Source organism: Chryseobacterium metallicongregator (genome assembly GCF_031324065.1).
GTDB classification, from domain to species: Bacteria; Bacteroidota; Bacteroidia; order Flavobacteriales; family Weeksellaceae; genus Chryseobacterium; species Chryseobacterium metallicongregator.
The window spans coordinates 873,240-894,816 of record NZ_JAVIXS010000001.1 but is presented as its reverse complement, the minus strand read 5'-3'; the positions used below and the strand labels follow the sequence as shown (position 1 = coordinate 894,816).

The window sequence follows — 21,577 nt, the reverse complement described above, 5'->3', positions numbered from 1 at the left end:
AGAAAATGAAAATAGCAGTAGTAGGAACAGGATATGTAGGTTTGTCTAATGCCGTCTTATTGGCCCAACATAATGAAGTTGTAGCTTTAGATATTGTTCAGGAAAGAGTAGAATTGCTTAATTCTAAAAAATCTCCTATTGAAGATGAAGAGATTAACATGTTTCTAAGTACTAAACCACTTAATTTCAAAGCCACTTTAGATAAAAAAGAAGCTTACGATAAAGCTGAATATATTATTGTTGCTACACCCACAGATTATGACCCTACTACTAACTATTTCAACACAAGCAGTGTTGAAAATGTAATAAAGGAAATTGCAGAGTATAATTCTGATGCTGTAATTATTATTAAATCTACAGTTCCGGTGGGTTACACCGCAGAGTTAAAAAGCAGAATGCAGCTAGATAATGTGGTGTTTTCTCCTGAATTTTTGAGAGAAGGTAAAGCTTTGTATGATAATTTATATCCTTCCAGAATTATTGTTGGGGAGCAAAGCGAGCGAGCAAGGATTTTTGCAGAATTACTGAAAGAAGGAGCGGTAAAAAAGGATATTCCTGTTTTGTTTACTAATCCTACCGAAGCAGAAGCAATTAAATTGTTTTCAAATACCTACTTGGCATTGCGAGTTGCCTATTTTAATGAATTAGACAGCTATGCGCAGATCCATGAACTGGATACCCGCCAGATTGTAGAAGGTGTTGGTCTGGACCCAAGAATTGGTTCGCATTATAATAATCCTTCTTTTGGATACGGAGGATACTGCTTGCCTAAGGATACCAAACAGCTTTTGGCAAATTATAATGCAGTTCCCAATAATATTATTCAGGCAATTGTAGATGCCAACAGAACCCGTAAGGATTTTATAGCAGATTCTGTACTAGCAAAAAAACCAAAAAAGGTAGGAGTCTACCGTCTTATCATGAAAGCAGGCTCCGACAACTTCAGAGCATCTGCCATACAGGGAGTAATGAAAAGAATTAAAGCTAAGGGAGTGGAAGTGGAAGTGTTTGAACCTGCTCTTAATGAGGAGTTTTTTTTCAGTTCCAAAGTGGTAAAAGATTTAGAGCTTTTCAAAAAAGAATGCGATGTCATTATTTCTAATCGTAATGCGTCTGAACTTGCTGATGTACAGGAAAAAGTGTATACAAGGGATCTATTTGGTAATGATTAAAAGTAAATAAATTGTCAAGTACAAAAAAGATCGCAAAAAATACAATATTACTCTACATAAGGATGATAATCAATATGGCTATCTCCTTATATACTTCAAGGATTATTTTACAGAAGTTAGGTGTAGAGGATTTTGGGATATATAATTTAGTAGCTGGAGTAGTTGTATTATTTTCTTTTTTAAATAATGCCATGACAAGTGCTACTCAACGATTCTTAAATATTGAACTGGCTTCAAATATTAAAGAAAAAGTTAATAGAGTTTTTTGTATGAGTCTCAATATTCATATAATTATCTCAATTATTGTATTGATTTTGTCTGAGACTATTGGATTGTGGTTTTTAAATTACAAATTAAATATACCTGCTAACCGGCTTAATGCTGCAAATTTTGTATTTCAGTTTTCTATTATTACAACAATAATCAATATCATTAGAATACCCTTCAATGCTACCATATTGGCGAATGAAAGAATGTCATTCTATGCCTATTTGGGTATAGTGGAGACTGTACTAAAACTAGCTATTGTATTTTTATTATCGCTTTTTGTTGAATATGATCAGCTCATAGTTTATTCATTTTTGTTATTACTGGTCAACCTTATAGTGAATATAATTTATAAAATTTATTGCTATAAAAACTTTAAGGAAGAAACTGCTTACCACTATTTTTCTGACAAAAAACTGTTCAGAGAATTATTATCCTTTTCTGGTTGGAGTTTATTCGGGCAAGTTGCCGTTTTAAGTTCAACACAAGGATTGAATATGATTATGAATATATTCATCGGTGTTACTGTAAATGCAGCCTTAGGTATTGCGAATCAGGTAAACAGTGTTTTGTATAGTTTTGTTTCAAATATGCAGGTAGCATTTAATCCACAAATTACGCAAAGTTATGCCTCAAATGATTTAGAAACACATAAAAAATTAGTGTTAAATACTTCGAAATATTCAGTATTTCTATTTTTAATTTTATCAGTACCGATTTTATTACATACAGAATTTATTTTAAAACTATGGCTTGGTGTTAATTTACCTCAATATCTTGTAAGCTTCACTCAAATAGTTATAATAGGCTCTATTATTAATGCTATAGTGGGACCATTCTGGATGTCTGCTAATGCCATTGGAAATATCAGAAATTATCAATTAGGGGTTTCATTGATATTATTATTAAATCTTCCACTGGCATATATATTTTTAAAGTTAGGTTTTTCTCCTGTATACATTATGAGTTTAAATGTTATTTTAAATTTATGCACATTCGTATTTCGTTTTCTTTATGTTAATTATAAATTGAAATATGATTTGCAAGATGTACTGCTTTATTTAAAACAGACATTCTTAGTTATTTTCTCTTGTTTTGTTCTGATATGGCTCATCAAAAAAGTAGAGGTTAACAGCTACTTCTTTGCAATATCTTCAACCATTGGTTCTGAGATTATTTTGTTTGTATTAATTATTCTTATTGGTATTAAGCGGGAAGAGTATTTACAGTTTAAGAAAAAAATCATTAAAAAAATAAAGAAATAAATATGGATTTATTTAAGAGAATAAAAAATAAAACAAATTCAATTATTAATAATATACAGAATAATGCCAGAGTAGACAAAATTGCTAATGAAATTAATAATTGCAAGTCGAAGCGATTATTTTTGTTTCAAACTCCTACCCATACTAATATTGGAGATCATGCTATTGCGGAAGGGCAGTTGAAATTTTTTAAAGAAAATTTACCCGGGCATCACGTTTTCGAGATCAATCAGTCTCAAATGAAGTATTTTATTGAAAAGTACAGTAATACTATTAATCCTGATGATTTGATATTCATTCATGGTGGTGGTAATTTTGGGAATGAATATATGAGGGAAGAAAATTTAAGAAGAATGGTAATTCAAAACTTTCCTGAGAATAAAACGATATTGTTTCCACAAACTATCTATTACTCTAATGATCAGATTGGTGAGTCTGAATTAAAAAGGACACAGGATATTTTTGAAAAGCATTCAAATTTGATTTTGACAGCCAGAGAGGAAAAATCATTTGAATTAATGAAAAAATATTTTCCAAAAAATAAGGTAATTCTGACTCCTGATATTGTTCTATACACTGAATATAGTTTTGAAAATGAAAGAGAGTACGCATTAGAAGTAATCAGAAATGATCAGGAATCAATACTAACAGCAAACGATAAAGATAAAATTACCCAAATTTTAGAAGGTAAATTTGACAAAATAATTAAATCTGATATGCATTGTGATAAAATAACAGATTTAGATATAGAGTCAGTGAGAAAAAAAGTATTGACTAATAAGTTATTACAATTTTCTAAGGCAAAAATAGTTGTCACTGATAGATTACACGGAATGGTTCTTTGCATCATTACAGGAACACCGTGCGTCGTTTTTTCAAATTATAATCAAAAAGTTATAGGAACTTATAATTGGATTAAGTATTTAAAATATATAAAGTTTGTTAAAAATATAGATGAAGCAAACAAAGCAATAGATGAGTTATTAAGTAATGATAACTATGAAAAATATAATCCTCAGGAGATAAGGAAGTTTTACCTACCATTAATAGAGAATATAAATGAATGATGTTTTTTTATCAATTATTGTCCCAATATATAATGTTGAAAATTATATAGAAAAATGCATTGCCAGTATAGTGCAAAATACTTCTGCTAATTTTGAATTGATCCTGGTAATTGATGGCTCTCCAGATAATAGTATCAGTATTTGTAATAAATATAAAAATGTAGATAAAAGAATTGTCGTCCTGGAAAAAGAAAACGGAGGGCTTTCTGATGCCAGAAATGCGGGATATAAAATAGCGAAAGGGGAATATATTTGGTTTGTGGATGGAGATGATTATATTGAAAGTGAAAGTATTGACGTCTTTTTAAAAAAAATTAATACAGAAACAGATATTTTATTATTTAATTATCAGGAAATTTATGAAAATAAAATTGTCAAATTTGAAAAATTTGAAAATGAAGAAAAAATCAGTGGTCACGATTTGTTGTTAAAATATAATAACTATGGTATTCAGGCGTGGACACAGATCTATTCAAAAAAATTCTTAGATAAACATCAGATTATATTTGAAAAAGGGGCAATATATGAGGATGTATTATTTAATACACAAGTATATAGTAAAAATCCTGTTCTGCAGGTTATTGACAATATCTTTGTAAATTATGTACAGAGGGGAGAGTCAATTATGAAGAAAAAACAAACTATAAAAAATATAGAATCAGTATTAAAAATTTTAGAACTCTATAATAAGAAAGATATAATAGATTTTTTTCCAAAAAAGTTCATAATAAATAGACATCACTATTATTTTAGCCTGTTATTCATTTTTTTACATAAGAGTAATATGAAAAAAGATGAAATTATGGATCTCTTGAATAATATTAGTACCAAAAACTTTTTTGTTTTTACAAGGCAGTATGATTCTTTTATTGTGAAATATATTAAAAGAAAACTATTTCCTTCCCAATCGATTTTTATTTATAAGAACTGGAATTTTATTTTCCTTCTGATAAGGTTGGATAATTTGATTAATAGATGAATTACTTAAAGAAAAATATAACCCCAATATTAATCATTTCACAAATATTTGGTTTATACGGTGGTATGCTACAGGCACCGAGACTTCTTGCTATTTTATTTTTACCATTACTGATACAGGATTTAAATAAAAAGCTTATTAAAGGGAAAGAGTATTTATTGTTTTTCTTTTCTTTTATTATGTATTGTGTATTGTCAATGTTATTTTTAACATTTAATAATGACCAATCATTAAAAGAGTTTGCATATGCGCTGATAAATTTTATCATTTTCGTTGAAATAGTAAATTTTAGCAAGTATATAAGTTTAAATAAACTGATAAATGGCTGGGTTATATTTGTATTACTAAGTATTCCAATTGCAATTATAGAAATTAATTTCAATTTACATTTTTCTAATTCAAAGTTTGGAGATGATACGGTATTAGGAGGTGTGGGAACTCTTAGAAAATATGCAGCTATTACTTTTGGAAATTATAATTTGTATAATCACCTTTTGGCGATTTCATTTCCATTTATTTTAGCTAAACTTAAATTTATTTCAAGCAAATTATTTAAAATATTTTATATCCTTTTTATTTTAGCTATTGTTTGGGTTGTATTAACCAATGCAAGTCGTGGTACTATGCTGTGCTTATTAATATCTACTATTATATATATTATTTTTTATTCCAGCAAGTCAATCAGCAAAACCATTATGTACACATTCATTTCAATAATAGCATCTGTTGCAGGGTATATATATGTAATGAATAATGCATCATTTTCTTATTTAAAGACAAGAATAGAACAAAAAGGACTGGAAGATAATTCTAGGAAGGAAATGATTAATGTGGGTATCGACATGTTTGTGGACTCAAAATTTTTGGGTGTAGGAGCTGGAAACTTTTCTGATACAGCTAGTAAAATGACAAATAATCCTATCCTGGTACCCCATAACTTATTTATAGAATTACTCTCTCAATACGGGATTGTTGTATTCTTTACATTTCTTTTATTGTTATTTAAAATTTTTAATCCCAAAAGGATTTTTAAAAAGCGTGAAATTCCAAACTATATTTTATTAGGATCATTACTGGTAATGCCATTAGCATTTACAATTAATAGTGTTTATTTAAATAATCCGTACATGTGGATTTGGCTGGCAAGTCTTTATTGTATATCATCATTTTATAAAACGACAACTAAAAATGTTAATTGATTATATAGATAGAAAGTATTCATCGTTAAGAAAAATTTCTAAAGCTCAGTCTTTAGCAAGATTTTCTATAAGGAAGTTTTCAAATTTTGTCTTCCCGATATATCTTAAAAATACTATAAAAGAAGTAGTACTACCCGAAAAAGTGTCGGAAAATATTATCGTGTCACTTACAACATTTCCAGGAAGGATATCCAAATTATGGATGGTTGTAGAGTGTATGTTACGCCAAAGTCTGCTGCCAAACAAAATTGTATTGTATCTGGCAAAAGATCAATTTCCGAATGAGTTGAAAGATATACCAGATAATCTGATCGGTTACTATAAAAAGAAACAATTGGAAATAAGATTTGTAGATGAAGATTTAAGGTCTCATAAAAAATATTACTATGCCTTTAAGGAATATCAAAATGATGTTATCATAACCATAGATGATGATATTTTTTATCCGTCAAATATCATTAAAGACTTAATGGATTTACATGCAAAATTTCCTGATGCAATTTGTTGTCATAGAGCCCATAAAATCGTAAGAAATGATGATAATACAATAAGCAAATATTCCAACTGGAAAAAAGTTTTTGGAAATTTTGGACCGGCATTTGATCTATTTCACACAAGTGGGGGAGGAACTTTGTATAAGACTAACTTTTTTAGTGAAGAAGTTTTAAACAAAAATGCTTTTGTCAGCTTATGTTTTATGGCAGACGATGTCTGGCTGAATACGATGGCTCAGTTGAATAAGACAAAGACCGTGAAATCCAATTATTTTTCAAACTTAATTCCCATTGAAAATAAAAATTCCCTCTTTAAGCTAAGTCAGGAAAACGTGGCGGATGGAGGTAATGATAAGCAGTTACAGAATCTGATTCAAAATTATAATATTAATAATTATGAAATATTTAAGTGATTTTATAAAGCTTAGTGCGTTATTATTATTTAGCTTTTCTTTTGCTCAGCAAAACAGAGTAAGCAGGTATAATGCAGATATGCAGGCATCCAAAAGTTATGGTTTGCAGAAAATGGAACTGTCATCGAAGAGTAAAAATACTTACGATTTCATGGCATTAGGATATTTTATCAATGCAAATAACAATATGTATCTTAAAACAAAAGATAAAAAATACATTGATACTAATATTTCTGTCATAAAACCAATCCTGATTGATACCAATTCAAATACCTCATACCAAAAAAATGGCTGGGTGATGAATGTAGCAAAAGGAAATCAGAATGCAGCAGTGAACGGGCAGGAACATTTAATTTCAGAAGGCTATTTTTTCAGATACATCGGTGAGTTTTTGGATATTCTAGCCAAGAATAAATTATATACGAATTATCAACCGGCGATAGAAAGTGGTTTAAAATATTCCTTCGATAAATGGAAAGCCAGAAGCTTCAGTCAATATGGAGATTATTCATTATTGTTTCATCAAAGGCTTCATACAGGAGCAAACTGGGCTGTTGTTGCACTCTATCTCATGAAATATGACGAATCTGAAAAAAATTCATATGCCTTATTTGTAAATCAGTTTGATCAGCAGCTGAAAAAAGCGTTGGTTTTAAACAAGAGCGCAGGTAGCGTTTTGTATTACACGTGGAACAGTACATATCCTGATACTTTTTGTAAGGCGTTACAGAAAATTAAAAATTATAAACCGGTTGTACAGGATGTATCGCATGGAAATCATGTCGTATTATATTTAATAAAGGCAAAAGAACTGGGAAATGCCAATTGGGCTGACTTTAATTTCAGTTACCTCTGCAATACCTTGAAGTTTAAGATTCTAAAAGGAGACAGTATTGCCGATAATGTAGATGGTACTACAGATCCAAGTGTGCAGAATACAGGATGGAAAATATCGGATGGCTGGATGAAACTTATCTATTTTGATACAAGTTTATATCCTTTAGTCGAAAAAAACCTTGCAAATTATAGTAATAAAATTAACAACTCTTCTTTAGAGCTGCAGTTTAATTCAATTTATCCATAATGATACTTCACATTACAAACGATTACTCAGGATCTACAGTTTATAAAAATTTAGTGAGGGAGCTGGATAATAACGGGCTAGAGCAGATTGTATATAATCCATTTCGAGAATCTTCCAGAATAGGGAAAAATAAAATAGATTTTAAAAGTACCCGCTCACAGATTATCTACAGCCATATTTTATCAAAATATGCAGATCGGGTTTTGTATAAGAAAAAAATTAAAAAAATAGTACAAGACATTGAAGCAAAAGTAGACCTCAAGACCGTCAAATTTATTCATGCTCACACATGGTATAGCGATGGCGGAGTGGCCTATGAGCTTCATAAAAAATATAATATCCCATACATATTGGCAGTGCGCAATACGGATCTTAATGTGTTTTTGAAGTATTTTCTTCACGAAAGAGGCTACGGACAAAAAATACTTCAGAATGCAAATAAGATCATAACCATTTCTGCAGTCTATAAAAAAAGAATGCTTGAAGATTCACGCCTGTCTCATATCATGAGCGATGTACAGCAAAAACTAATGGTAATTCCAAATGGTGTAGACCCTTTCTGGATAGAATCAAAGGTTATGAACAGGAAAATTGTTGAGAATGAAAAAAGCATTCAGTTGCTTTATATAGGGAAATTCAATAAAGGCAAAAATGTCTTTAACCTTATTAATGCTGTTAAGAATCATAATCACAAAATTCAGAATAGGATAAAATTAACACTGATTGGAGGAGGAGGAAATGACGAGAAAAGAATCCTGGATTCTATTAAAAACGATCATTCCTTTGAGTTTGTAGGAAAAGTAGACAGCCTGCCTGTTCTAAAATCCTATTACGAACGAAGTGACTTCTTTACAATGCCTTCCAAAGCAGAAACCTTTGGCCTGGTCTATATAGAAGCGCTTCTGCAGGGCTTACCGGTAATGTACACGCAAAATGAAGGGATCGACGGTTTTTATGATGATTCTATTGGAGAAAAAGTGGAAGACACCTCTGTTTCTGCTATCGAACGAGGGCTTGAACGGTTAATCCAAAAACGAAATCATTATAGTTTTGATATTGAACAATTGTTAGAAAATCATGACTGGAAGAGAATAGCTGAAGTATATCAACAATTATATATAGAAAAAAAATAATGAATATATTATACATCCACCAATATTTCGTAACTCCTCAGGAGCCAGGAGGAACAAGATCGTACTGGCTGGCACAAGAACTTATTAAAAATGGGCATAAAGTTACCATGCTCACCTCATCATCCAAATTTTCAGAGGATATTAAAATTGTAGAAATTGATGGTATTGAAGTCGTTTATATAAAGGAAGACTACGACCAGAATATGAGTGTTTCAAGAAGGTTAAAGGCTTTCTTGAAATTTATGTACAAATCATCTGTGCTAGGATTGAAACAGAAAGATATCGATTTGGTGATTGCTACATCTACTCCTCTTACAATAGGTATTCCGGCACTTATATTAAAGTGGTTTAAAAAGAAGCCTTTTGTTTTTGAAGTAAGAGACCTCTGGCCGGAGGTGCCAATACAGATGGGAGCCATAAAAAACAGTTGGACAATAAAAACGACACGTCTGCTGGAAAAAGTGATTTATAAAAATGCTTCCCGTGTTATTGCACTTTCTCCCGGTATGCAGGCCGGAGTGGTAAAATATATTCCAAAAGAAAAAACATCCATGATTCCTAATATGGCTAAAATGGACGAATTCTGGCCTAGGGGAAAAAATGATCAACTGATGGAAAAGCTCGGCTTAAAAAAAGATTCCTTCAAAATAGTTCACTTTGGTTCTCTGGGATTGGCAAATGGTGCTCAGACAATTGTTGAATCCGCCAAATTATTAAACAATAGAGAAGATATAGAATTTTTGTTTGTAGGAGGAGGGTCTACCGAAAAAGATTTGGTAGATGAAGTAGAGAAAAACAACCTTAAAAATGTGAAATTTCTCGGAAAGTTCCCTATGACTGACGTATCCGAGATTGTCAATTTTTCGGATGTTTCGATGATTTCCTTTTTGGATATCCCGATTTTGTATACCAACTCTCCAAACAAGCTTTTCGATTCGTTGTCTGCAGGAAAACCAATTATTGTAAACTCTGCAGGATGGACGAAAGACATAGCCGAAAAATACCATTGCGGATATTATGTAAATCCAAACCGTCCTGAAGAGCTTGTACAAAAAGTACTCTATCTGAAAGACAATCCTGAATTGGTAAAGGAAATGGGACAGAATGCAAGGGAATTGGCCGAAACAGTTTATGACAAATCCATTTTGTGTAAAAAATTTGTTGAAGTTATCGAGCAAACAGAATAAATGATCAAGAGAAAGAATCTATTGATGTACAAATGATAGATAACGGGTCATCTTAGAATTTAAAGTAACAAGAATGTTGATTTTGTGTGTGTTTTTATAATCGACTTTCCTAAATTTTCTAAGTAAAATAGGGCAGAATAGTATTAACTGCAGCTATATATTGAAATTTTTATATTTGACAATCTGTATCTTAACAATAGCTTTGAAAGAAAAGAAATACGTTTCTTTGGAAAATTTAAAAAAAGCTATATATTTGCACCAGTTAAAAAGCAAATGCTACCTTAAAAATTGATCCGGTAGTTCAGCTGGTTAGAATGCCGCCCTGTCACGGCGGAGGTCGCGGGTTCGAGTCCCGTCCGGATCGCAAAAAGTCTTCTAGAAATAGAAGACTTTTTTATTTTCCCTTATTGATAAACAGATTGGAAATAATAACCGATTCTTATCAGAAGTAATGTACTGACAGGTTTTTCAGGGATTTTTCCGGTTTTGTATATTGAATGGTTATTGTTATTTTAGCGAATAAGCATAAGCTGAGATGTCAAAAGGAAAATTTATAATATACTCAATACTTAAAACGTGGCTAATCTCCACACTGCTTTCTTTTGTGCTTTTAATCTTGTTTTTAAGTCTTACGAAAGAAGTAGGAGACAGACCGAGGAATTGTGATATGAGTGGATTAGTCTATGGGTTTACCATTTTCTGGATATCATTTCTGAGCATATTATCTTTAAGCAGTTTGCTTTCTCTCTTACAAATATTTCAAGGTAAAATACAAACAGTCTTATGTTGGTTTCTGCTGCCTCTTACAGCTTCTGTTTTTTCCTTTTTCATGATCACTGATGGAAAGATTGACGGTGAAGAAACGATCGTTTTTTTGATTATGAATCTGCCGTGGCTGGCTTTTTGGATATTGTATTATTACAGATTCAATATCCGTTTCAACATAACCAACCACTGATCATATATTCATGAAAAAACAATTTCAAAACTGGACCCTCTTTTTTATTACAGGTATCATAGCTATGATTGCCGGATTGATTGCAGCCATCGCTATGATGAATGGACCATCCGCACCCGATGCCTTATTCGGAATGTATATACTGTTTAGTTTAGTTCCTTTATTGCTGGTGATTATTATAGATCGTATTCTGGTATGGAAATTCGGGAACAAAAACGTAAATAAAGTTCAGTTTTCAATACTGTTGTTTATTGTTTTTTTATGGATTGTAAGATTTGTGTTGAACCTTTTTATCTAAATTGAACCTTATGAAAAAACTGTTTTTATTCTGTTTTATAATTTTTTCTGTGGTGATCTCTGCACAGCCATTCATTCTAAAATCAGTAGGAGAAGCAAAAGAGTTTAGGTTGACACTTTATTACGGAACTCAGGGAAAAGGAGCTTTTGTACAATATTCAGGGAAGAAAGAAATTATTCCTTTACAGATTAAAAGTTTTAAAGTAGATGACAGTGGAAGAAGTGACGGACAGCCGGATATTAATTATTACGTCTGGAATGAAATAATTGATGGTAAAGTCACCGGAATATATACGTTCGAAATGATGTATCATACTGCTTCGAACATTACTTATACCAGAGCAAAAGACAACAGAAAGTTTAAGATGGAAATGATTGAGGATGAAAAAAAATATAACGGAAGCAATACCTATCTTCTGCATGATGCACTCCTTACCTTTAACCATTTTTATAATAATCATTTCATTATTAGTTATCCCGATGGAAAAAAGACAGGCATAGAGCTTCAGTCTCCCGATAAACCTTCTTTTACAAGACAGAGTATTATTGAAGACTATAATTTTGACGGTTATGATGATATCGCATTTTCTGTTCCTGATGACGGAATGGGTGTTTACAGAATGTTTGAGATTTATCTGTATAATCCACAAAGTAAACGTTTTGAAAAGCTTAAAGAACCAGATTTTTCCCGTTCAAGCTGTTCATGTTTATGTGATATCACAGTAGAAAAAGAGAAAAAGCTTTTAACAACAGGATGCAGAGGTGGTGCAAGATGGCATCAGGATGTTTATCGCTTTGGTAAAAACGGGACTTTAGAATGGATTTCTACAAAAGAAAATACGGGCGAATAATGCTTTTTTTAATTCTGGGAATACCTTTAAAACCTATGTTTTTTTTGAAATTGTAAATTATAACTCCTCATTTACAGTGATAAAGCCTCCGTTTTTTTACGGTATTTTTAAGAATGTCTTTTAGGATTCAAATTTAGGTCTGATATTTGTACTGGGTAGCCAAACTAAATGGCCGATTTATTTATGAAAAACATATCTGTGAAAAAATTCTTTTTTTATGCCTGTTTATGCGTTTTTTCTCTTGTTTCCTGTAAAAAGGAAATAGAAAAAATAAGCGATACTTTTAAAGATACTGTTTCTTCTTCGGAAGTTCCGGAGGTAGAAAAGGATTCTATAAAGAAAGATTCTGTTCCTGTCGTTAAAAAAGAATCTGTTCCGCCTGTCATGCAGGAGAACGGTTTTTATAATGCCTTTGTTCTTCCAAAAGATAAAAAAATGCGTGATTCTATTTACGCAGAATTCAGCAAGAAATATAGTGTAGAAGAAAGAACAGCTATTTTAGCCTTAAACAGATTAGATTCTAAAAGTAAATGGAATGCCGACACCTTGGTAGTTCCTGCGAAAATAGATACCACACTGATGGCCTACTCACCGTTTCCAATGCAGCTGGATGTATTAAGCGGAGTGAAAAAGTTTGTCATTTTCTCATATCCTATACAGGCTTTTGCCGTATACTCTAATGGAAGCCTTGTAAAATGGGGCCCAACAAGTATGGGTAAAAAAGCAGCCCAGACTACAAGAGGACTTACCTTTGCCAACTGGAAAAAGAAACTGGCTATTTCCACCGTGAGCAGCGAATGGAAACTTCCTTATAACTTTAATATTCATAACATTGGCGGAATCGGATGGCATGAGTATACGCTTCCCGGATATCCTGCTTCACATTCATGTTTACGATTGCTGAGAAAAGATGCCCAATGGTTGTATTCCTATGCAGATACCTGGATTTTGAATCCGGGTGGTGCTACTACTAAAGCCAGAGGTACAGCAGTAATGGTATTCGGAGATTATAAATGGGGAGGAAGAAAACCATGGAGAAATCTTTTGGATGATCCTAATGCCAACAATATTTCCGTTGAAGAATTGACGAAACTCTTAGAACCGGATGTTCCGAAAATGCTAAAAGAACAAAGCAACAGAGAAAAAGTAGCGGATTCTATCAAAGCAGCAAAAGCAGCAGCTCCTATTCAAAATGAAAAGCCTGCAGAACCCCTGTCTAATTAATTTTTTTTTCAAATTGTAAAGTAGATTCTTCAGCAAACTTTCTAAGTTTAAGCATTTCCTCTTTACCTTTATGCTGGCCGAATCTGGCGGCAATATAAGTAAGAAGAATAAATAATAACATGATAAAAGAAGCGCTCAGTGCCCAAGGGTATTCGGCGCTTTTTATTTGCTTTTCTACGTAATACATCGTGAAAAAGGTCATCCAGAGAATAGAAAAAGAAAAATACAGGAACATAAAGAATGTCCATACAGCAGAACTAGGACCAAACACTCCACGTATTGCTATATGCTCATCCTCCATTTCTATCCGTAAAGCAAGGCTGGGTTTCCAGTAATTATCATATTCTGTTTTTACCCAGATAGTAGCCACTTCTTTATTGATATTGCCTGAGAATTCATCTTTATGCTCTTCCATATATTTTTTCAGATTTTCAGCATACTCTTCCTTGGTAAGATGAGTAAACATTTTAAACCGGGGTCTGGTTCTTATCCTGTCTAAAGTGGTTTCTTCGGTATTCATATTGTTATTCTTGATAAGGAATAGGATCCTGAAGGGTAAAACTTAATATGAGTTTTTCATTTTTTCTTTGAATGAGCATATTGATAGTTCGACCTTCATTAGATTTCATAAGTTCTACAATTTTTTCCAGTGTCATCTCAGAAGTAGGGTCTCCATTAATACTTAGAATTCTGTCTTCCTTTTTCAGACCTGCTTCATAAGCCGGTGAATCTTTTCTTACTCCGGCAATAGAAAATATAGGTTTCAAACTGAATTTATACTGGAAAGCATCTTTATAAGCACCGTTTACTATGGTTGTAGATTTTTGGGTTTCTATATTTATTCTATCCTGCTGCCATTCCAGCCCATCCTGTTTGAAATCCAATCCACTCATATTAAAATGAAAAGGATCATTAAAGTATCTGTTTCTTTTCAAATATAACTTTTTGTTGGGATAATCAAAAATCACTGTAAATCTGCGCATAATTTCACTCCCTATAGAACCTTTCCTGTTTTCCACTAAATTAACGTGTTGTATAGAGAATTCATCCGGCATGGAAGTAAGAGGTTTTTCAAACTTAAAATTTCCAAGGTAAAAATTATGAATACGGCTTCTTTTACCATAAATATCTCCATTGAAACCACGACCAAGAAAATCGTCAATATTAGGTCTGTTATAAACAAAATTTTTAATCAGCGTGGGGAAGAGCCATATGGCATCACTATTTCCAAGATCAATCAGCAGTTTTGAGTCTTTCTTTTCATTTGTCATTTCTACACCTGCATACAGATAGGGCTTATCTCTTTCAATGGTAATGGGGAATTCTTCAAATTTTCTCATTTTCTTTTCTAAAAGAGCAGCATTTTCAAATACAGTTATTTTCTTTGATGAATAATCTATATAAATAGGATGGTTTTTGAAGAAATGATAGCCGATTACTCCGTTCACAGGAATTCCTACATGAGGCGAAATATTAAATTCTTCATCAATAATGATATAAAGAGACATAGAGGTATTGATAATCCCATCACCTATTTTGCCTATATTACGTTCAGACTTCAGTCCATCAATACTTAAACTCCCTCCAAGTCCTGAAAATTTTACTTTTTCAACATTGCTTAGCTTCACTTCTTTGTTTTCCAGGCTGAAAAGAATGGTTTCAGAAACTCCTGTATCCAGAAGAAAGGTGAGCTCAGCACCATTGATATTGATCGGAATAAAGATCAGATTGTTGATAAACTGAAAAGGAATAACTGCTTTTTTAGTATTGATCAGTTCAAAAGTATTCTGGGCATTTACAAAAATGCTTAGAAATAATCCCAGTAAAAGCAATTTAAAATTCATTTACTGAATTTAGTAAATTTATCTATATGATAATAAAAAAAACATTCCAAAAGCGGGAATGTTTATATAAGTTACAATGAAGTAGTGTTTTTTATTGAATTTGTTCTAAAATAGGTTTTATTTATTTTGAAAAGAAGTCCATCAAATCCATATAATTCTTTTGATTTACCCCATGTCCGCTCATATATTCTCTGAACGTAAAGTAACAGCTAAGATCATAAAGAAGATCTGCCGCTTTTCTTCCCCATTCAAGCGGGATCACAGCATCATCCGTACCATGAGAAATGAAGAAACGCAGTCCTTCCAGTTTCTTTTTATCTTTTACAATACCGTCCAGAATTTTATCTTCAGGATAGCTGCTCATACAGGCAACACGATTGAAAAGCTCAGGATGTTTTAAAGCCAAAGCATAACATAATATACCACCCTGGCTGAAACCACAAAGATGTGCTTTGCTTTCTGTAAGTCCATAGTGGTTGATAATCTTTAACATACTTTCCAGAACTGCATGTAAAGATTCATTGGCCTGGGGAACATCAATGAAGTTTTCGGGATCATTAAAGTTGATATCATACCATGAATATCCTTCAAATTGAGTATCACGCGGAGCCCTGAAACTTACAATGATCCAATCATTGGGAAGAGTTTCTCTAAAACTGAAAAGATCCTGTTCATTGCTGCCATATCCATGAAGCATAAAAAGAATGGGAGTTTGGGAAGTAATATTTTCCGGCTCTCTTACTAGATAATCTAAATTCATACAGCAAAGATAATTAAATTACCTACAGAATCTTAACTTTTATTATTCATACAATGAACTTCTGTTGCATGATAGTTTATGTGTAATGATTAATTATTTGGAGTATATTTTTGAATTTTTCCGGGACTTTCTGTTTTTATTAATTTGATATTATTTGGAAATCTTTATTGGAAATTTTTCATAAAAGTTATTTTTATATTAATAAAAAACTTATATTTGAAACATTAAAAAATCTATTTGGAGAAATGAAGCAATTTTACAATTCAAAAAGTTTACTTAGACTTTCTTTTTTATTCGTTTTATTATTTTCTGTAATCACCGTTGTTAATTCTTGTAAAAAAGATGACGATGAAGAATTTCAGGATCATGTGGTTCAATTCGAAGTGAAAACCACTGCCGGAGGAAACATTATAAGTGTTGTAACACAGGTAGGTACAGCTCAGAATACCATATACAATACTCCGCAGTCTCCTGTAACTTCACCATGGACAAGTGGAGAATTCTTTGTGAATTCCAGCCAGGCACAGCTTAATCTTGATGCTAACGCTTCAATGCCGGATGATAATTCTGAATTGACAATCAATCTTTACATTGATGGTGAGATAGCAAGAACAGTGAAGAAGAAAGGTAAAGGGGTTTTGGTTGCTTCTATTGATTATAGCTTCTTAGAACCTTAAATTACTTTAACAATATAAAAAAACCGCTTTCAAAGCGGTTTTTTTTATTCTTCAATCATATGTTGCTGTATAGCTAGGTTGATCAATTCTGTTGAGTTCTTTGCCTGAAATTTCTGTAGAAGATTCTTACGGTGAGTGTCCACGGTAAGAGGACTTAAAAAAAGTTCTTCAGCAATTACATTACTTGTTTTTCCCTGTGCTACCATCTGTAGAATTTGTTTTTCCCTTTTAGTCAGTCTTGGAATAGGAAGATTAGTCTGAGACGGAAGACTGATAATCTGTTTGGTTTCATTGCAGAAAACAATATCTCCCGAAAGTGCTCCTCTGATACCTATCACAAGATCATCAATAGAAGTATTTTTGAGAAGATAACCGCTTGCTCCATTTTGTATAGATTGCATAATAATGCTTCGTTCCGAACGGTTGCTGAACATTATTACAGAGGTATTTGGCGATGTTTTTTTAATTTCTCTGCAGAGTTCTGTTCCATTGGAATCTGGGAGCGTAATATCCAGAAGAACAATATCTACTATTTCTGAACGGATGAAACTCAGTGTTTCTGCACCGGATGCAAAACTTCCTGCGACATTGAAGAAAGGCTGGCTTCTCAGCATCATTCTTAATCCTTCAATGACAATAGGATGATCATCTACAATAACAATATTTATTTTTTCATTCTCCATGGATGTTGAGTTCTATATTAATTGCTGTTCCTTGATCATCAGAATTGATTTCCATTTTTCCTTTCAGGTAGTTGACTCTGTTTTTCAGATTACGAAGTCCCAGACTTTTAGTGGTGTTTTCTATATGTTTATCAAATCCTTTTCCGTTATCTTCAATCGTTATCAGAAAATTTTCGCTGGCTTGGGAGCATTGAAGCAGAATATTGCTGGCTTCGGCATGTTTTACAGCATTGGCCAATAACTCCTGTACAATTCTGTAAATATTAAGCTGGATATTTAAAGGTAATTTTTTGTCAATATCAATAGCCTGAAAATCAATTTCAAGGTTTTTTCTGTTGTAAAATTCACACAGGTCGAGTATAGCAGTTTCCAAGCCAAAATTAAGTAATGATTCTGGCATTAAATTTCTCGCTACATGCCGGAGTTCACTTACAGAACTGTCCAGCTGACCCAATATCTTATAAAACTCCTGATCTTTTTCAGGGGTTAAATGGCTGGAAGACCATGTAGAAAAGTTGATTTTTACGCCGGCAAGCATTCCGCCAAGACCATCATGAAGATCCCTTGCAATACGTTCTCTTTCTCTTTCTTCACCATCAAGAATAGCTTTGGTTAATGATAGTTCTTCCTTTTGCTTAATATCATTGAGTTTCTGCTCGTTTATTTTTTTGTTTTTTCTGAAAATAATAAACAGGAAGATCAGAAGACTTAACGCCAGCAATAAAACAAGTCCCATTCCCCATAAATAAGAGTTTTTCTTGTTGACCTCCAGATCTTTTTGGTTTTTCTCAGCATTTAAAGTTGCTATTTTTCTTTCTTTTTCGGCAGTATTGAATTTAGATTCCAGTTTGTTGATTTCAATTTTTACATTCTCTGTATTAAGGCTGTCATTCAGCTTGGAATAATTCTTTTCCCATAGAAGAGCTTCTCTGGTATCTCCTAATTCTTCATTGAGTAAAGAAAGCTGTTTATAAAAAGTCTTTCTGTTGTTAACATCTATGGCCAGAGATTTTTCTGTTAAAACATTTTCCAAAGTAGTTTTGGCTTCCTTATATCTTTTAAGTTTCTTTAAAATATCATATTTGTTGAAATAAAACATTTGAGCCAGAAGATTCTGATTGTACTTTCTGGTATAGAAAATTCCTTTTTCTATCACAGGAAGGGCTTCTTCATTTTTCTGACGGGTAATATATAACAGTGTTTTACTGTAATAATAAAAAGCATTGGATGAAGATTCCGGATAAACCTTGATGAGTTTTTCGGCTTTATTTAAAAACTTTTCAGCTTCATCTCCATTGGCCTGGTAACAGAAATTGTTGGCAGAATTAAGATAGGTAAAAAACAATTCTGCAGAATCCGGATAGTTTTTTTCAAGAATTTCCAGGGCTTTTTTATTGTATTCTTCAGCTTTCTTAAACTGAGCATTATACGTAAGAATAACTGCAAGTTGAGTATATAAGAAACCCAGATTTCTGCTGTTTTCATATTTTTTTACCAGTGGGATACTTTTTTCAAGCATTATCTTGACCAAAGGAATATAGCCCTCTTTATCCTTTTGAGAAACTCCGTAGCTGTACCAGGCAAGAGCTTGAAAAAAATCGGACTCTTCATTTTTGAATTTCGATAAAGACCGAATAGCCTGTTGATAGGAAATTGCAGCTTTCTTTTTATTCCTATCCAGATGATATTGTCCTTCGTAATAATAATATTTTGCTGAAATAAATGAATTATTTTGAGCCAGTATTTTTCCTTTTGCCAGATATTTTTTACTCAAAACAGAATCACTGTTCCTGTAATAATTTGATAGAAGGAAAGAGGCTGTTGCTTTTGAAGTATCCGGATGGTTATCCTTTGTAATACTTTGTAAACTATCTATATAAGCTTTCTCATTAAGCGGAATGATTTGTTGGGATTGTAAAGCAAAAGACAAAAATAGACTTAACAGGACAAGTAATCTCTTCATTATGGATCAATTCTGTAAAATGTTTTTTAAAACGTTCAATTTAATTAAAAATTTTAGCATAAAAAATACCTGAATTTAGGTAGAAAAAATTACTGGTTTTTAAGGATTGATAGACGTAGGTGATGCTCATAGCTTTGCAAATATCAAATCATGAATCATAGAATATTCAATATAGTAACTAAAATTTAAACAAAAAGATTATGAAAAAAATGAGAATGAATCAGCTGTTAAGAGGAGCATTGGTTGCAGTAATAACAGCAATGTTTATTGGATTTACGGCTTCATGCAGTAAAGATAATGACGACAATGAGAATGGAGCAGGGAAAAGTCATAAAGTGGTTTTTAAAGCAATCGCTTCTTCGGGAAGTAATATTGACGTAGCGGTGTATGGAATTGACGGTAACCCAACTACAGCATCAAGTCTGAGTGGATCAACATGGTCCAGCCCTGAGGTGACATCAGAATCCGGAGCATACAGTGCCAATGTTGCCGTAAACGCAGTTGGACCGAATGCTTCTGCAACGTTGAAGGTTCAGATCTGGGTAGACGGAGAATTGAAGAAAGAAGGAACTTCCAGCGGACAGTACTTGTCAGCTTCTACAAGCTATACATTTTAATATTAAATTATTTTAGGACATAAAACGGGCACTGAGATTCATCTCAGCGCCCGTTTTTATATGTATCTTATACTAGTTTGCTCTTACAATAAAGTAGCTTTTTTTACCTTTTTGTAATAATAAGAACTTACCATCGATAAGGTCAGCTTCATTAGCTGTAAAAGTATCATTTACTTTTTGCTTGTTGACAGAGATTGAATTTCCTTTAATCTCTCTTTGAGCTTCACTCTTAGATTTTAAGAATCCTGATTTTTCAGAAAGAAGATCAATAATATTCACTCCTAAAACATCAGCTTTTGCAATTTCTTTCTGAGGAACTCCGTCGAAAACTTCAAGGAATATTTCTTCGTCAAGACTTACAAGATCTTCAGCAGTAGAACGACCGAAAAGGATTTCAGAAGCTTTCAATGCTTTTTCATACTCTTCTCTTCCATGCACCCAAACCGTAACTTCTTCTGCAAGTTTCTTCTGCAATTTTCTTTCGTGTGCTGCAGTTTTGTGCTCTTCAATTAAAGCATCAATCTCTTCTTTTCCTAAGAAAGTGTAGAATTTAATGAATCTCTCAGCATCTTCATCAGTAGCATTCAGCCAGAACTGGTAGAATTTGTAAGGAGAAGTTTTCTTTTTATCCAGCCAGTAATTTTCTCCGCTTTCAGACTTTCCGAATTTGGAGCCGTCCGCTTTGGTAATCAAAGGAACCGTTAATGCAAATGCTTCACCCTGCGCTTTTCTACGGATCAATTCTGTACCTGTAGTGATATTTCCCCACTGGTCAGAACCTCCCATCTGTAGCTTTACATTATTGTTTTGATATAAGTGAAGGAAATCATATCCCTGGATGAGCTGGTACGTGAACTCTGTAAAACTCATTCCGTCTGCACCTGATTCTCCTGAGAATCTTTTCTTCACCGAATCTTTAGCCATCATATAATTGACCGTGATATTTTTCCCGACATTTTTAGCAAAATCAAGGAAAGAAATATTCTTCATCCAGTCGTAATTGTTTACCAGCTCTGCTTTGTTGGGCTCATTTCCTTCAAAGTTTAGAAACTTTGAAAGCTGATTTTTTAAACAGTCTACATAGTGTAAAAGAGTTTCCTCATCCAAAAGATTTCTTTCAGCAGATTTCCCGGACGGGTCTCCGATCATTCCTGTTGCACCTCCCACCAATGCAATCGGCTTGTGGCCATGAAGCTGGAAGTGAGCTAAAATTTTTATCTGGATAAGACTTCCGATATGTAAAGAATCGGCAGTAGGATCAAAACCAATATATGCAGTAGTTACCTCTTTATTCAGTTGTTCATCGGTTCCTGGCATCATATCGGCAAACAGACCACGCCATTTAAGTTCTTCTATAAAGGAATTCATTGATTTTTAACTTTAAAATTTTAAGATGCAAAGATAGTAAATTCATAAGTATTAAGGGTAAAAGCGAAACAGCAA

Annotated in this window: 20 protein-coding genes and 1 tRNA gene; 15 read left to right on the top strand and 6 right to left on the bottom strand. The window is 32.7% G+C overall.

Annotation, left to right across the window (positions count from 1 at the left end; genetic code table 11):
- Window positions 1-5: 5 nt before the first annotated feature.
- The 13 genes from REB14_RS04150 (at window position 6) to REB14_RS04090 (ending at window position 13,590) form a co-directional block, all read left to right on the top strand.
- Complete coding sequence (locus REB14_RS04150; RefSeq protein WP_079240783.1) at window positions 6-1,172, top strand: nucleotide sugar dehydrogenase; 1,167 nt, start codon at window positions 6-8, stop codon at window positions 1,170-1,172.
- A gap of 11 nt (window positions 1,173-1,183) precedes the next feature.
- Entirely contained in the window at window positions 1,184-2,704 is a 1,521-nt protein-coding gene (locus REB14_RS04145) for an oligosaccharide flippase family protein (RefSeq protein WP_079240784.1), read from the top strand.
- Between the two features lie 2 nt (window positions 2,705-2,706).
- On the top strand, window positions 2,707-3,771 hold the full coding sequence (locus REB14_RS04140) for a polysaccharide pyruvyl transferase family protein (RefSeq protein ID WP_079240785.1): 1,065 nt from the start codon (window positions 2,707-2,709) through the stop codon (window positions 3,769-3,771).
- On the top strand, window positions 3,764-4,750 hold the full coding sequence (locus REB14_RS04135; RefSeq protein WP_079240786.1) for a glycosyltransferase: 987 nt from the start codon (window positions 3,764-3,766) through the stop codon (window positions 4,748-4,750). The genes REB14_RS04140 and REB14_RS04135 overlap by 8 nt, the downstream gene beginning before the upstream one ends.
- The gene (locus tag REB14_RS04130) at window positions 4,747-5,949 is read left to right on the top strand and encodes an O-antigen ligase family protein (protein ID WP_079240787.1); all 1,203 of its coding nucleotides are present in this window, start codon (window positions 4,747-4,749) and stop codon (window positions 5,947-5,949) included. Before REB14_RS04135 ends, REB14_RS04130 begins: the two co-directional genes overlap by 4 nt.
- On the top strand, window positions 5,939-6,856 hold the full coding sequence (locus REB14_RS04125) for a glycosyltransferase (RefSeq protein WP_079240788.1): 918 nt from the start codon (window positions 5,939-5,941) through the stop codon (window positions 6,854-6,856). Before REB14_RS04130 ends, REB14_RS04125 begins: the two co-directional genes overlap by 11 nt.
- Window positions 6,840-7,940 carry a hypothetical protein gene (locus REB14_RS04120; RefSeq protein ID WP_309521571.1) on the top strand — a complete coding sequence of 367 codons (1,101 nt, stop codon included), beginning with the start codon at window positions 6,840-6,842 and terminating at the stop codon, window positions 7,938-7,940. Before REB14_RS04125 ends, REB14_RS04120 begins: the two co-directional genes overlap by 17 nt.
- Window positions 7,940-9,073 (top strand): glycosyltransferase, encoded by a 1,134-nt coding sequence (locus REB14_RS04115; RefSeq protein WP_079240790.1) that lies wholly within the window; start codon window positions 7,940-7,942, stop codon window positions 9,071-9,073. The genes REB14_RS04120 and REB14_RS04115 overlap by 1 nt, the downstream gene beginning before the upstream one ends.
- A complete protein-coding gene (locus REB14_RS04110; protein WP_079240791.1) occupies window positions 9,073-10,260 on the top strand; it encodes a glycosyltransferase family 4 protein in 1,188 nt (395 codons plus the stop codon). The genes REB14_RS04115 and REB14_RS04110 overlap by 1 nt, the downstream gene beginning before the upstream one ends.
- Window positions 10,261-10,550: 290 nt before the next feature.
- A tRNA-Asp gene (locus REB14_RS04105) sits at window positions 10,551-10,624 on the top strand.
- Between the two features lie 604 nt (window positions 10,625-11,228).
- The gene (locus REB14_RS04100) at window positions 11,229-11,516 is read left to right on the top strand and encodes a hypothetical protein (protein ID WP_309521570.1); all 288 of its coding nucleotides are present in this window, start codon (window positions 11,229-11,231) and stop codon (window positions 11,514-11,516) included.
- A gap of 10 nt (window positions 11,517-11,526) precedes the next feature.
- Complete coding sequence (locus tag REB14_RS04095) at window positions 11,527-12,366, top strand: XAC2610-related protein (RefSeq protein ID WP_309521569.1); 840 nt, start codon at window positions 11,527-11,529, stop codon at window positions 12,364-12,366.
- A gap of 183 nt (window positions 12,367-12,549) precedes the next feature.
- The gene (locus REB14_RS04090) at window positions 12,550-13,590 is read left to right on the top strand and encodes a L,D-transpeptidase (protein WP_309521568.1); all 1,041 of its coding nucleotides are present in this window, start codon (window positions 12,550-12,552) and stop codon (window positions 13,588-13,590) included.
- Here the strand turns inward: REB14_RS04090 and REB14_RS04085 are convergent.
- The 3 genes from REB14_RS04085 to REB14_RS04075 all read right to left on the bottom strand — a co-directional run bounded on the left by REB14_RS04085 (window position 13,583) and on the right by REB14_RS04075 (window position 16,194).
- Window positions 13,583-14,110, bottom strand: a complete 528-nt coding sequence (locus tag REB14_RS04085) for a hypothetical protein (RefSeq protein ID WP_079240792.1) — start codon at window positions 14,108-14,110, stop codon at window positions 13,583-13,585. The two genes, REB14_RS04090 and REB14_RS04085, sit on opposite strands and share 8 nt — an antisense overlap.
- 4 nt (window positions 14,111-14,114) lie before the next feature.
- Complete coding sequence (locus tag REB14_RS04080) at window positions 14,115-15,434, bottom strand: PDZ domain-containing protein (RefSeq protein WP_309521567.1); 1,320 nt, start codon at window positions 15,432-15,434, stop codon at window positions 14,115-14,117.
- 121 nt (window positions 15,435-15,555) lie between these two features.
- Window positions 15,556-16,194, bottom strand: a complete 639-nt coding sequence (locus REB14_RS04075) for an alpha/beta fold hydrolase (protein WP_034692090.1) — start codon at window positions 16,192-16,194, stop codon at window positions 15,556-15,558.
- A 245-nt stretch (window positions 16,195-16,439) separates the two neighbouring features.
- Between REB14_RS04075 and REB14_RS04070 the strand changes: the two genes are divergently transcribed.
- Window positions 16,440-16,871, top strand: a complete 432-nt coding sequence (locus tag REB14_RS04070; RefSeq protein ID WP_228432265.1) for a hypothetical protein — start codon at window positions 16,440-16,442, stop codon at window positions 16,869-16,871.
- 44 nt (window positions 16,872-16,915) lie between these two features.
- Here REB14_RS04070 and REB14_RS04065 read toward each other — a convergent pair whose 3' ends face one another.
- Window positions 16,916-17,554, bottom strand: coding sequence for a response regulator (locus REB14_RS04065; protein ID WP_309521566.1), 639 nt, complete (start codon window positions 17,552-17,554; stop codon window positions 16,916-16,918).
- The gene (locus REB14_RS04060; protein ID WP_309521565.1) at window positions 17,544-19,517 is read right to left on the bottom strand and encodes a tetratricopeptide repeat-containing sensor histidine kinase; all 1,974 of its coding nucleotides are present in this window, start codon (window positions 19,515-19,517) and stop codon (window positions 17,544-17,546) included. Before REB14_RS04060 ends, REB14_RS04065 begins: the two co-directional genes overlap by 11 nt.
- A 200-nt stretch (window positions 19,518-19,717) precedes the next feature.
- On the opposite strand from REB14_RS04060, the gene REB14_RS04055 reads away from it, so the two are divergent.
- A complete protein-coding gene (locus tag REB14_RS04055) occupies window positions 19,718-20,134 on the top strand; it encodes a hypothetical protein (protein WP_079240797.1) in 417 nt (138 codons plus the stop codon).
- A gap of 72 nt (window positions 20,135-20,206) precedes the next feature.
- Here the strand turns inward: REB14_RS04055 and tyrS are convergent, their stop codons facing one another.
- Complete coding sequence (gene tyrS / locus REB14_RS04050; RefSeq protein ID WP_079240798.1) at window positions 20,207-21,502, bottom strand: tyrosine--tRNA ligase; 1,296 nt, start codon at window positions 21,500-21,502, stop codon at window positions 20,207-20,209.
- Between the last annotated feature and the right edge of the window lie 75 nt (window positions 21,503-21,577).